This window comes from Pigmentibacter ruber (assembly GCF_009792895.1).
Taxonomy (GTDB): Bacteria; Bdellovibrionota_B; Oligoflexia; order Silvanigrellales; family Silvanigrellaceae; genus Silvanigrella; species Silvanigrella rubra.
On the sequence record NZ_WSSC01000001.1, the window covers coordinates 900,279 to 914,028 of the forward strand.

The 13,750-nt window shown below is 32.4% G+C and carries 12 protein-coding genes; 5 read left to right on the top strand and 7 right to left on the bottom strand.

Going from position 1 to position 13,750, the window contains the following annotated elements:
- Window positions 1-127: 127 nt before the first annotated feature.
- The 4 genes from GOY08_RS03735 to GOY08_RS03750 form a co-directional block, all read right to left on the bottom strand.
- Window positions 128-502, bottom strand: coding sequence for a DDE-type integrase/transposase/recombinase (locus GOY08_RS03735; RefSeq protein ID WP_158997278.1), 375 nt, complete (start codon window positions 500-502; stop codon window positions 128-130).
- A gap of 147 nt (window positions 503-649) precedes the next feature.
- Window positions 650-1,288, bottom strand: coding sequence for a hypothetical protein (locus tag GOY08_RS03740; RefSeq protein WP_158997279.1), 639 nt, complete (start codon window positions 1,286-1,288; stop codon window positions 650-652).
- A 41-nt stretch (window positions 1,289-1,329) separates the two neighbouring features.
- Window positions 1,330-3,408, bottom strand: a complete 2,079-nt coding sequence (locus GOY08_RS03745) for a glycosyltransferase (RefSeq protein ID WP_158997280.1) — start codon at window positions 3,406-3,408, stop codon at window positions 1,330-1,332.
- 6 nt (window positions 3,409-3,414) lie between these two features.
- Window positions 3,415-3,858, bottom strand: coding sequence for a hypothetical protein (locus tag GOY08_RS03750; RefSeq protein WP_158997282.1), 444 nt, complete (start codon window positions 3,856-3,858; stop codon window positions 3,415-3,417).
- Between the two features lie 161 nt (window positions 3,859-4,019).
- Here GOY08_RS03750 and thyX point away from each other — a divergent pair, with 161 nt between their 5' ends.
- Window positions 4,020-4,742, top strand: a complete 723-nt coding sequence (gene thyX / locus GOY08_RS03755) for an FAD-dependent thymidylate synthase (protein WP_158997284.1) — start codon at window positions 4,020-4,022, stop codon at window positions 4,740-4,742.
- Between the two features lie 157 nt (window positions 4,743-4,899).
- Window positions 4,900-5,922 carry a flagellin N-terminal helical domain-containing protein gene (locus tag GOY08_RS15605; RefSeq protein ID WP_202914018.1) on the top strand — a complete coding sequence of 341 codons (1,023 nt, stop codon included), beginning with the start codon at window positions 4,900-4,902 and terminating at the stop codon, window positions 5,920-5,922.
- Between the two features lie 238 nt (window positions 5,923-6,160).
- Here GOY08_RS15605 and GOY08_RS03770 read toward each other — a convergent pair whose 3' ends face one another.
- The 3 genes from GOY08_RS03770 to GOY08_RS03780 all read right to left on the bottom strand — a co-directional run bounded on the left by GOY08_RS03770 (window position 6,161) and on the right by GOY08_RS03780 (window position 9,315).
- Window positions 6,161-7,006, bottom strand: a complete 846-nt coding sequence (locus GOY08_RS03770; protein WP_158997286.1) for a C1 family peptidase — start codon at window positions 7,004-7,006, stop codon at window positions 6,161-6,163.
- A 293-nt stretch (window positions 7,007-7,299) separates the two neighbouring features.
- Complete coding sequence (locus GOY08_RS03775; protein ID WP_158997287.1) at window positions 7,300-8,703, bottom strand: POTRA domain-containing protein; 1,404 nt, start codon at window positions 8,701-8,703, stop codon at window positions 7,300-7,302.
- Between the two features lie 15 nt (window positions 8,704-8,718).
- A complete protein-coding gene (locus GOY08_RS03780) occupies window positions 8,719-9,315 on the bottom strand; it encodes a TetR/AcrR family transcriptional regulator (RefSeq protein WP_158997289.1) in 597 nt (198 codons plus the stop codon).
- Window positions 9,316-9,462: 147 nt separating this feature from the next.
- On the opposite strand from GOY08_RS03780, the gene GOY08_RS03785 reads away from it, so the two are divergent.
- From GOY08_RS03785 to GOY08_RS03795, 3 genes are read left to right on the top strand one after another with little or no spacing between them, the layout of a single operon-like run.
- The gene (locus tag GOY08_RS03785; protein WP_158997291.1) at window positions 9,463-11,145 is read left to right on the top strand and encodes a GspE/PulE/PilB domain-containing protein; all 1,683 of its coding nucleotides are present in this window, start codon (window positions 9,463-9,465) and stop codon (window positions 11,143-11,145) included.
- 19 nt (window positions 11,146-11,164) lie between these two features.
- Window positions 11,165-12,790, top strand: coding sequence for a methyl-accepting chemotaxis protein (locus GOY08_RS03790; protein WP_235899647.1), 1,626 nt, complete (start codon window positions 11,165-11,167; stop codon window positions 12,788-12,790).
- On the top strand, window positions 12,791-13,750 hold the full coding sequence (locus tag GOY08_RS03795) for a flagellin (protein WP_158997293.1): 960 nt from the start codon (window positions 12,791-12,793) through the stop codon (window positions 13,748-13,750).

A 13,750-nucleotide genomic window follows, 5' to 3' on the forward strand; every position in this document is an offset into this window, starting at 1 on the left:
ATAACAAATTTAGAATAATTCTAATATTATATTTTGTCAAATTTATCTACTAGGAATTTTGCCAAAAAAAAAGCCATAGAATTTTCTATGGCTGTTAAATCACTTAAAGAAAACAAAAGTTAAAGAATTAGTTATTTTCTAAGTTCTTTTTAAAGAAAGATTTAGCAGAAGCAAGATTTTTCTTATCACGCATACAAATGCTTAAAGTAGAATCTTGGCGATCGCATGCACGATACATGTATTTCCAATCTCCATTGCATTTTACATATGATTCTTCAACTTCATAGCTTGGAATACGTTTACGTGATTTTTTATCAACATTATCACCAAATTTTTGAACCCATTCATAGACAGTTTTATGTGATACTTCAACGCCATGTGCTAGCATTTTTTCGGAAACGGAACGAAATGTCATATTTTGTTGAAAATAAAGCTGAACAGCAGTTTCAATCACTGCCCAAGGGTAACGATGTTGTTTATCAATTCTTTCTTTGCTTGCCATTAGTAGTAGCTCCCATTCAAAAAACTAAACGAATAAATGTATACGGACCTTAATCAAAAAGTAACGTAACAATGCCTTTTTGATATCTCAAGTGTTTTTTATAGGCAAGCTTTATTTATATTATTTGTCTTTTAAAGGGATAAATAGTTAAGATATAATCAGATTATTTGAGACTGTATTAATATCTAGGATTTGAGCAAATTTTGCACTCAACCCAATCCAGCGTTCTAAAGCAGGTTTTACCATACCAACTAATACATAACATGCTTCTTTTGGACTATCATGCACAGCTAATAATGTAGCATCTTCTACATGATTGGCAATGAGATCTAATTCTTTTAGACAATCTTTAGCTTCTTCTTCAATATTGTGAGGATCTTTATTTAATAGATAGATAGGTCTGGCACCCAAAGAAAGAAATAGATTACAATCATTTAAAAGAGTTTCTAAGCTTTTTTCATAATTTTTTCCAGCTTCCCACAGTCTTACAGCAACTACTTTTAGATCAAATATTAGAAGACCTGCCATATCAAGAGCTACTTGCAAACTTTCATAAGAAAGCTGCTCTGGGGAATCTATTTTTACTTCCACGGTATCTTCTGTCTCTAATTTCAAGCGATGATATTCTGGGTTATCAATGTCTATCGCACTATTATTTACAATTATAGAGGTTAAAGCACTGTTGTTTTTCACTGCAATTGATTCGAGTTTACTTATTAAATTTGAAATATTATCAATGCTTTGAAGTGGCGGAACTCTTTTTCCATTTACTCTAACATCTGCCATAAAACCTCTCCTTCCAAAGACAACTTAAGTATTAAATATTACTAAGCTGGTTTTTTCACTGAATCTTGCTTTTGGATTTGTTGAATTAAGCTATGTGCTCTGCTATTCATTGGATCGAGTGTTAAAATATTTTCCATTAATTGAAGAGCAATATCGTTTTTACCAGTCTTTAATTCAATTGTTCCTAGTGTATAAATCATATTTACATCGTTAGGATGTAAACCTAAGTAACGAATTAATACTCTTTCAGCATCAACAAATTGTTCCATTTCAAAAGATAACTTCACTAAATTAAAGATAGCAACGGTATTATCAGCTTTTAAGTGACAAGCTCTAACTGTCCAAGATAATGCTTGTTTTAACTCATTTAAACCTTCAAATGCCAAACCTAAGCCTAAACTTGCCATGTCATCGTTTGGAGCTAAACTAACAGCTTTTTGAAATTGAGGGACTGCAATATTGTAGTTGTTTCGTTGTAATGCAATTGTTCCTAGACCAATAAAGCATTTAGCACAGTATGGATCAAGCTCAAGAGCTTTAGAATAGTTAGATACTCCATTATCTAAATCGCCTAATTTTGTAAAACAATCTCCTATTAATCTGAATAAATTTGCTTGTTGAATTACTGATAGATTTGTCTTCTGGAATGCTTGAGAAATTAGATTAATAGCATCTATATATTGTTTTGCTAAGACCATTTCTTCAATTTGAGCAATAAGTTTACTTGTATTTTCTATTTCGACGGTTGGTAAAGTAATAATCAATGATTTAAATATCTCTGATATTTCATTACAATTTTTTTCAAACGGGAATTCATTAAGTAAAGCCTTTTTTATAGCATTTTTAACATTAGTCACTTTATCTTGTTTTTCAATAGTTTCTTGCATTAAACGGGCTAAGCTATGAATGCTTCCTGCAGAAAAAGTCTTATAAAATCTGCTAACCCATTCACCTATCCAGTTATTACCGTTAGAAATAATGATAATATCTGAAGCCAAAGCACACATAACATCATATGTACTATCTAAGTGTTTTGTTGCATTTCCATTCACTGGAGCTATTGGAGCATGAATCACTGCATCGCAAAGAGCAATAATACTTGAAAATTGATTTCCATGAATTTCTTTTAAACCTTCTCCATTAGGGTTTAAAAAATAAACATGATCGTCTAAGCCTAATTCAACTATACTTTGTCTGATATCTGCTCCTGCTGACCCTGTCCCACAAAAACACAAACGTGCTTTACCTTGAAATAATGGATTGCTTTGCAACAAATTTTTAAATGCAAAAACCGAATCCAGGGCTCCAGACTCAATTTCCAGAGGTCCTAAGTGAAAGAAGATAAAGTCTGTCTCCGGTAATCCTAATGAGGCTCGCAATTCTAGTCTTCGGAGTGAAGAAATTTCTGAGGAATATCTCTGAGAATTGATTCCTCTAGAGACTCTTCTAATTCTTTGGGAACTGACATCTTCTAAATAGGACCATGTTGCACCGTCTTTATCAAAACAAAGAACAATATCTGAGTTTTTTAACACCTCTTTTCTTACTGTTCTTTCTCTTGCTATGTTTGGGAGTGGTGAACCGTTAGGTGAACGGGCTCCTATATTTGCATGCGGTGGACGGGGTGAATTTTGCCAAATCACTAGCCGTGATAAATGGCTGCGTTTCACTTTTGCTGCTTGATAACTTGCTAGAGAGTTTTCACCTAAAGAAATTATAAGTTGAAAATCTTCTAATTCTTTTTCTAAGCCAGAAAGAAAAGTTTTGTTTTCGTTCATGGAATCTAATGTGTAACATGTTAAGTATATAGGTGTATTAGAATTATGTAGTAATTTAGCAAATTGAATAAAATTTCTTTCCTCACTTATGTGAGTGTATAAAGAGCCTTCCACACCTAGTTTTTTCACACATTGATTCCAAATTTCTAGTTCACAAGGGTGGGGTAGCTGGGGAGCAATAAAAGCCACTTTTTTTGCTTTAGTTAAAGCTGTTTTTTCATGTTGTTCTTGAATTTTTAAGATTGATGCAAATTTCTCACTTGCAAGATACTCAAGAAAGAATTGGGGTTCATATATTTTTGCTGCAGTTAGGATACTTTCTATGTTACAGCATTTCATCATTTTGGTTTATCCTCCCAAAGTATATTGAGAATATAAATATGCATTCGTAGCTTTGCGATATACGTTCAGTTTATTGAGCTCACTTAATAGTCTAGATAAAATTTGCTGAAGAATAGCTGTAAATTTTTCATCGTGTTCGTTTAAAATGTGCTTGAAAAGAATTGATTCATTTTTCAATGTAGGTTTTTTTTTAATTCCTTGAAAAAATGCTGAAATCATACCTATTCTTTTATGCATAAAGCTTTCATTGAGTTTCTTTATTTCAATTAAATTATAAGTATTTGGATAACTAATTGTTATTATTTCTTTTAACTGAAGAAGATGAATTTCAGTCCACTTCTTCCAAAAATATGAAAACTCATCTTTTAATTCTGAAAATTCAAAACCTTTATACAATTCTTCATTAAGTTTTTTGTAGAGCTCAATGTCTGAAGATAAATTTTTTTCCACTATTTGTACCTACTTAACAGAACAAAAGAAACTATCTTTAAAAGTTTATTTATTGCTATATATTTAATCAAATATTTCTGCTGTTGCTTTTTTGGCTGAACTCCTGCATTTTTTTCTTCTAAAGCTAGATATTTCTATCTTGGCAATTTGGAGGAAAATCAATGAATCAGAATAAATTATGTGAAACGATTGACGTAGATGATGGTAAGGTAACGCTTGCGGATTATATGGGAAATGACCTATCTGTAGTGAATGCTGCAAGAGTAAGTTTTGGCAAAAGAAAAACAGAGTTAGATGAAAAAGACATTAAATTAATAAAATACTTAGCTGCGCATAAACACATGAGTCCATTTCGGCATGTGGTTTTTTCTTTTACCTTGGAAGGTGTTTCTGAGGTTGTATGTAGGCAGCTTTATAAACATCAAGTTGGTTGTTCTTATACAAGTGGAGAGTTTAAAGAAGCCGCAACTACTTGGAATGAAGTGTCTGGAAGATATGTTGAATTTGAACCTGAGTTTCATATTCCTGAATTATTTCGCAAACAGCATACAAATAATAAACAAGCTTCAAATGAAGGAGATGCTGTTGAAAAAAATACTGAAGCACAAAAAATATATATGTCTGCTATCGAAAATGGATATTCAGCATACAAGCAATTACTGGAATTAGGTGTTTGTAAAGAACAAGCAAGAATGGTGATGCCAATTAGTTTTAAAAATTCTTTAGTTTGGACAGCATCATTAGAAGCTGCAGTGCATTTCATAAAATTAAGAGACCATGAAGGAGCGCAGCTTGAAATTAGAAATCTTGCGCGTGCCATCAAAAAATTGATTGATCCTATCTGCCCACATTCTATTGCTGCACTTTTAGATTCCACTAAGTAGAAAAATTTACCTATAGTCCAAAAAAACTTTTCCGATATGCAAAATGTACGCATGGCAAAATGCCTACGATACATTTTTTACTAGTTTGGCCAAGGATGGCCACACCCTGTACCAAAGTGGTTTTGGTTTGAGGTGAGTTTCATGGAGGAGACCAGCTATGGGTTTGCGCATACAAACCAACATCCAATCCCTTAATGCTCAGAGAGCCTTGAGTATTACCACTAAACAAAATGACGAATCCATTGAAAAAGTAAGCTCTGGATATCGCATTAACAAAGCTTCAGATGACGCTGCTGGCCTTGCCATCAGTGAAAAATTAAAAGCAGATATTCGTGGTTTAAATATGGCAAAAAGAAATGCGAGTGACGGTATTTCTTTGTTACAAACAGCGGAAGGTGGAATGAATGAAATAGGTAACATTCTTTCTCGTTTACGTGAGCTTGCAGTGCAAGGTGCTTCAGATACCATCGGGAATAAAGAACGTGGATTTATTCATAAAGAATTTAATGCTCTGAAAGATGAAGTTGATCGTATTACAAATTCTACTGAATATAACGGAACATTACTTTTAACTGGTAGTAATATTGATAATGTGGAAGATAAAGATCAATTAAATCTCCCTGAAGAAATGACTAAAAAGTCAAATATTCCTCCACTAGAAGTTCAAGTTGGGAAAAACTGGGCATCAGCAACTGATGGTATTAATGAAAGAAAACTTGATGGCCAAGGCGATGTCTTCAATGAAGAGTTCGCTCGTAACCCAGTGAACATTATTCGCTTGAACTTTGATAAGATTAATACCAGTACTTTAGGTTTAGGCCTTGGTAGAGCAAGTGATGAATCTTACAATTCTACTGGTGTATTTATGGAAGATCCGGATAATATGAATGGATCAAAAATGCGTGCACAAGCATCAATAAATAAAATTGATGATGCTATTTCAAAAGTTTCTGAATTCCGTGCAGATATGGGTGCGTTACAAAACCGCTTATACTCCACTATTTCTAACTTATCAGTGCAATCTGAAAACTACTCTGCAGCAAATAGCCGTATCCGTGACACAGACTTTGCGGAAGAAACTGCTAAATTGGCACAATCTAACATTCTTAAACAAGGTGGTGTGGCTGTACTTGCGCAAGCAAACCAAAGCCCAGGCGCAGCAATGCGTTTACTTGGATAAGTTTTTTCTTGAAAGGAGTGGATTTGTTGCGGTTTAAAGTGACAAATCCACTTTGTTTAATGGAAGATATCATAAATTTGGCAAAAAATTTTCGTCGATAATTTTCTTAAAATCTGCATGCATTTCTAAAAAATTAAAATTGTTATGAAAAGAGTTTTTCTGTGAGGTCAATTTTCTAGATAAACTATATTGTTAAACAGTTATTTTAAAAATTGAAATAGAGGGTTTGATAATTGTTTTAATTAATAACTACAGAGTTACTCGCCATTTTTTCATAAAAAGAATAAGTCATATAGAAATCACCATTTTCACCAGCATTAACTCCCCAAGAGTTCCGTAACTTTATTAACTGTTGATTATCATCGTATCCGATAGCGATTAATAAAGTACCAGAGTTTCCATTTAAGCAATAATTTTCGTTACTTTGAGGTTGCTGGCAAGCATATAAACCACCATCATAAATTTTAGAATTTCCAATGACTTTTAAATTAAAGCCATTTACTGAAATAGGATCGCCAAGATTATCTTGAAGAGAAGTTCCTATTAGTACTCTATGACCATTTTTTAATGTTAATTTTAATTCATTTATACTTAACTTTGGATAACTTTTATATGAAATTTGAGATTTATAATTTTTATTGCTAATTTTTAGATATTCTTCTTTTTTAATTGTAAAACCACATTTTAAATTCTTTCGTTCAAAAACTATCCCAAATTCTTTTAATGTGTCTAAAGTTTCTTCAGGAGTCGCTGAGTTAGGATATATAGTGTTTAAAAGAGCATTAGTACAATTCACATCAATTAAATAAGGTAATTTCAATTTTGCATTCAAGGCACTAACAGTTGAAAATACAACAATGTAACCATAGGCACCAATGTCTCTTACAGGTACATTAGCCATACCTAAATCAACTGAGTTTGCTGAATTTTTAAAAGGTAGTATACCATCTTTGTAATCTATTTCATTACTATTTACAGAATTTTCTAAAATTAAATTTTGGTTCTCTTCCTTTGCAACAGACGTTAAAGAAAATGCTGCAAAAAAAGTTATAATAGATTTTTTGCAAAAATTTGATATTAGCATTTTTTCCTCCAAATTAAATTTTAATGATTAAAAAAAAATTATAACTAAAAAAATATTAATTTCAATTAGTTGTTTATAAGTTATGGAAATATTTTTTATAGATTACCAAAATAATTTGACATTTTATAAATGAAGCTTGTTTTCAATTTTTTCTTTTTTGTATTAAAATAAAAATATTCTTTCTAGTCAGTTTTTTTATAATATTAGTATTTTATTATAAAATACTAAAAATAAAATCATTTTAAGATTGATGTTATTTTTAGTATTAAGACGAAATTAAATATAAAAAATACTTAGAAAAATTGGAGAAGTCCAAAATTAAATCCAAATGTATTAAAGGGATTTAAAGTATAAGCATAATCAAATCGTAAAGCTACACGATTAATTTTTAGGGGTAAGATCCTAATTCCAGTTCCCACACTTACACCAGTAAATTTATTAAAAATACCTGGAAAAGTATCAGCCGCATAACCTACATCGGAGAAAAATGCATGTTGTAAAGCTATGTATTCAGTAACTAAACTTGGTACTCTAAGTTCAAAATTACTAAACCACGAGTATTTTCCAGAAAACTCTCCATCATAAAAACCTCTTAATTTATCGAGCCCCCCAACAAAAAATTGCTGAGAAGTAACATCGCTTGATGTGGCGCTTATGTTGCTACGCAAAGCAAATACCGTGTATTTTGGTAGGGGAATAATTCCAAAATCAAAATTAGATTTATAATATAAAAGAGTGCTATTGACTGAAGTATAATTATCTTCTTTGCTAGGATATCCTTGCAAAGTGGAATCAATAATTGTTACATAACTCAAGCCATCAGATTTTAATCCATCATAATTTATTTTTCCAAGAGTTAATCTTGTTTCAAGAGCTAGTGATGAAGTAGAAGCTGGTACATCATATTTTCGATTCTTATTGTTTTCTGCATCAGACGATGTAATTCCATCTTCTGATATATAATTATTAAGATATAAAAAGCCAAGTCCTATGAAAAAAGAAGGTGTAATTTTTAAATCTGTAAATAAATTAATCATGTCTCTTTGATTTGAAAAGGTACCAAGAATATCTCTATCATGATTATAAACATGATAAACATTATGCTCTTTAGTCAAATAGCTTACTATATTAAAAGGACTACCTAAAACACTCGGGTTTCTAAAATAAACAAAAGTAGAACAGTTCGAGTTTTTACAACCATATGTAAAATTAAATGTATATAATCTACCTATAAAATTTGTTTCATAAAGTCCTAAAACTAAATAAGAGGTACCACCACCAGATCCGGCTAAGAAATAAGGTAATAAAGTCCACTTTTCTTCAATATCAAAACGGATAATTAATCTGTTTTTATCATCCAAAAATAAAGTTACATCTATTTTAGAAAATACTTGCAAATTTTTTAAATTCTGCATTGAAATTCTTAATTTTTCAGAAGTAAAAGGTTCATTTTCTTCGAGTTCTAAATTATTTTCAATCACATCATCACTTGTTCTTGAATTTCCTCTAAAATCTATATCTGCAACTATCATTCCTTCAGCTACTTTGGGGGTTATTATTGTAAAATTTTTTACATCTAACTCATTGGATTCTTGGGCAAAGCATGTATTTATTGAAAGGAATGAGCGAAAAAGTAACAACTCAAAAATAGTAATAAATATGAAAAATGATATTACTTTCCGCTTATAACTTAACAAAATATTTATCCTAGATTATTTTTTAACAACTAAAAAACTAAGAATTGCTTCTTCGCTGTTTTTTACAATTTCATCATAGTTAAAGACACCTTCGTCAAAAAGCCATTGTAAAGCAATTCCATCGATCATTGCAATTATCATACTAGCAAATTGTAATGCTTCGCCTTTTCTAAAAACTCCTTGGGTAATTCCATGTTGAATGATAACTGCAATTGAATTTCTAAATTTAGCATAATGACTTGCTACTTCTTGCCTTACTTTCTCTTTTTGATCAATTTGAGTCCAGAAATCCATATTAATCCGATAATATTCACGCTTATTTTGAACTATACTTGAACACATCCAAATAACATTTGAAAGTCTGGTAATTGGATCTGAATTAATATCACCTGAATGAAGTAGATTTTCGATATCTGAACTGACATGGTCAAGAACAGTCATCATTAAATCTTCTTTATTTAAAAAATAATAATGAATAATTCCTTTTGAAACATCCGCAACTCTTGCTACATCTTGCATGGAAAAGTTACTGTAGCCATAGCGTGTGATACATTCAATGGTAGCATTGATTATTTGAGTTTTTCTTTCTGAAGCAAGATCGGAGCGGCTCATAATTAATATTCCTGTATTAAATCGTCAATTTCATATCTGGGAAGGAACTGATACTCCCCCAGAATCTAAAATAGCTTAAGATCATAGTAGAATGAGTCAAGAGAATCATTTTTATTCATAGGAAACTTAAGGTCTAGGGAAAGACATATGTACGATTTGCTTCAGGTTATGCAGCAAGATGGGTACCTGTCTTCTGGAGAACTCATAGCCTTAAGAAAAACTTGCAAAGAACTTGGAGAAAATCCTGTTCGTATATTGCGTTCTTTAAATATAGCTTCACCCGAGCAAATACAAGAATATTTACAAAGATATTTTAGAGTTAATGCTTTAGGGGATCAGGCTATTGCATTACTAAATGAATCTTATCAATCTTATATACCTATTGATATCGCTGTTCACTATAGTTGTTTTGGCTTAGGTGAAGAAAATTCTGCCATATTTGTTGCCATGGAAGATCCTTCAGATAGAGGTACAGTTCAACAGTTACGTTTTTTTTTAAATAAACGAATTATTCCTATTGCTGCTACAGTTTTTCAACTGGCTGAAGGATTGAATAAAATATATCGAATTAGTATTCCGAATTTAAAGTTAACAACAGTTATTGAGCGTTCAAGAGGAGTCATAGGAGGACTAAGATATGAGGCTTCTTATGAGATGGGTGCTCTTTCTATTGATGGGGATAAATATCATAGCAATTTAGGAAAGATTGATTCAGATAATGTAAATGAATTTGTGAATAAAAACTCAAAGAAAAGTAAATCTGGGGGAGCAGAGCACGATGATGAAGAACCATCACCTGATATCGCTTTTCCTGAGATGAATAATACTATTTATACTCCAAGTCCTTCTGTAGGTTTTATTGATGGAAGTAGTGGAGAAATTGCAAAAGGTGTTTTAGATGTTGAAGAATCTAAAAAGGAAATAAAAGTAGAAGGATCTGGTGAGACTGAACCACCAGTAAAAGTAGATGAAGCACCAGCAGAAGAAGGAATTAGCGAGGAGAGTGCAGCAGTAAGTGCTGCTCCAAATGAAGTACCAGCAGAAGAAGGAATTAGCGAAGAGAGTGCAGCAGTAAGTGCTGCTCCAAATGAAGTACCAGCAGAAGAAGGAATTAGTGAGGAGAGTGCAGCAGTAAGTGCTGCTCCAAATGAAGTACCAGCAGAAGAAGGAATAAGCGAGGAGAGTGCAGCAGTAAGTGCTGCTCCAAATGAAGTACCAGCAGAAGAAGGAATAAGCGAAGAGAGTGCAGCAGTAAGTGCTGCTCCAAATGAAGTACCAGCAGAAGAAGGAATAAGCGAGGAGAGTGCAGCAGTAAGTGCTGCTCCAAATGAAGTACCAGCAGAAGAAGGAATTAGCGAGGAGAGTGCTATTATTAGCGAAACAGCTAATGATGCACCAATTGCTGATGAAATTAGTGAAGAGATTGCATTAGTTAACGAAACAGAAAGTGAAGTTCCAAATGCAGAAATAACTGAAGAAGTCGAAATTCAGGAAAATTCTAATTTAACCAGTGAGCAAAATGTCAATTCAGTAGAAGAAGCAGAAGAACTTAATGAACAACAAATAGCTGAACTTTCAGCTTTGGCAAGTTCTGCATTAGTAAAGTTAACTATGCTCACAAATCAACAGCAGGCTATAAGTTACGTTAATTCATTACTTGAAAATCATAATATTTCTGTTTCTTTTGATGGTAATTCATCATACGAAATAAAAGGGCAAAACTTTTCATCCGTTGGTGATTCTAAATCCATTTTAAATCAAAACGATAATAAAATTTACTATGCATTGGATCCAATTTTAAAACAAATTTTAAAAATGAAGTTAGAATAATTTAAATTTGAGGTGTGAAGTGGAAAATGAACAAATGTCTACAGATACTGGATTATCAGCTGCTGATTGTATGGCTTCGATGTTGAATGCTCAAAGACAATTGATCATTGCCATTCGACGTTTGAATGAACTAATTGCTTTTTCTCAAAGCACTGATATTGAAGGAGAACGTCAACTTCTTTTGGCACTCCAAGGTCAATTTAGAAAAATATCGGATAGTATTGCAAGTGTAACAGATAATTTAGGAAATTTATTAGAGTTTAGAAAAACGAAAGATAGAGAAATTCAAAGAGCATCGTTTAATTTAGACAGTACTAGACAAGCTATCGGAGAAAGCATTGTAACTTTAAATGTTACTTCTGATTATATTCGAGAAAGTATATTACTAAGTAGACACACCTTAGCTGAAACTAGAAAAACTGCGGATAGAAGTAGGGCATGGGGACGACTTGGGTCAGACCTCTTACATGATTTTAATACCTTTCAAGATCAAACAGAACAATTAACAGAAGTGATAAAAAGCTGGGATGAACTCATGAATAAAACTCAAGTTTTACAAAATGAAGTTTTTCAGCACTCACAAACGACACGAGAAGCTATTCAAGGCGTAACTTCGGCCATGATTGGTGGTAGAGATCGCATGAATGCGGTTCAAGAAAAAATTTCTATTCTAGCAAATAGAGTTGCCGACATTGGTAATATTATTGAAGTCATTGATGATATTTCTGAACAAACAAATTTACTAGCTTTGAATGCAAGTATTGAAGCCGCGCGTGCAGGAGATCAAGGAAAAGGATTTGCCGTAGTTGCTGATGATATTCGAAAATTAGCTGAACGTTCCAGTACTGCTACAAGAGATATTTATGATCGAATTGAAGCAATTCAAGAAGAAACTTCTGGTGCAATGGCGGCAATCCGAGAAGGACACGCTGTAATAGAGGCCGGAGTAAAAAAAGCAGATACAGCCGATGCTTTATTAAAAGAATTAAGAGAAAAAATAGGTCAATTATCACGCCAGGCAATTGGATTAGATGATCAATTAGGAACTGCAAAAAATCTGAGTGAAGGCAATAAATCAAGAACAAGAGAAATGTTTAGAACTATCAGAAAAATTACCGAAACAGCTACATTTGCACGCGATTTAGTGACCCAAGTAGAAACAAGTTTAACAAGTATAGTTGCTGCTGGTACAAGTAGTTTGGCGGCAATACAATTGGAAATAAAAAAATTGCTTGATATAGTTAGTAATCTCGAACAAGCACAAAGTGTTGTTAGACAAGTTCATGATTGGGTTCATCATGTTTCTGTTACTTTAGGTGAAGCAAAATCCGATTCAGAAGTAGCTGCAAATCAATGTTCTAGTGGACTTCATCAAGTTGAAATTTCTTTCAAACATTTAGATACAGAACGTTCTTCTTTAGAAACAATGCAGCAAGTTTGTAAAGATATTTCAGGCTGTGTAGATAAAGTAATTTTAGCTAGTGAATATTTAAAGAATATGCTGAATCAAGGTGTATCGTTAAATGTCGGCTCACCCGGTGAAGTTTTAATATTAAAAGAAGATGGAAAGTTTACATTAGTTGACTACACAGTAAATAAACAAGACGACTCTAGTAATTCAAGCGGTGTTAAGGAAGCAAGTTAAATGGGTTTGAGAATAACTGGTACGGGCATCGTAGAATCAAATCTTACAAAAGCACAAAAAGATTATGATAATAGTCTTGAAAAATTGTCGTCAGGAGTTCGTTTTACTCGCAGTGAACCAATGCCAGCTGAACGAGCTCGATCTGATATGCTTATGGCGAAAATGCGTGAATTAAATATTTATAAACAAAATGCAAATGAAGGTTTATCTTTTACAGAAAGTGTTGATTCTTCTTTAAGTCAGGTATCAAATACGGTAATAAGATTAAAAGAATTAGTAGCTCAATCAACAAATCCTGCTTTATCAGATAAGGAAAGAGGTTTTTTATTTGTAGAATATCAAGCAAATTATGATTCACTAGTATCAACTTCATCAACAATAGCTCATGCTGGAAAAGAATTATTTAGCACAGATTCAAATGATGAATCAGAATTCCAAGGAATAGGACGTGGAAATGGATTTACTACCAAGTCAATTAAAATTAGAGTTTCAGGACCCGCAAATTCCGACGGTAAAGACGTTGGATTAATTGAAATAAATGATTTAGATAAAATTAGAGTACATCCAGAAGATTTAGGAATAAAATCAGCTGAAAATCTTGTAAATTCTGAGGAAGGAGTGTCCATAGATGATGTCTTGGATAATTTTGGTGCAAGTAATGTAAAAGAATTAGGTGAAAGTTTCAATCAAGCGCATTTACAAGTTTCAGAACAACGGGCAAATATCGGCGCTGCAACCTCAAGGTTGTCTAGTGCTTTAAGCTCAATAAATGTTGCTTATGAAAATACAGCTGCAGCAAATTCTAGAATTCGAGATGTTGATTATGCAACTGAAATTACCAATCTTGCCAAAGCAAATATTTTAGTGCAAGCTAGTACAAGTTTATTAGCACAAAAAAATCAAAATTCTTCACAAAATATTTTAACATTAATTAAAAGTGTAGATAATAATAAATCATAG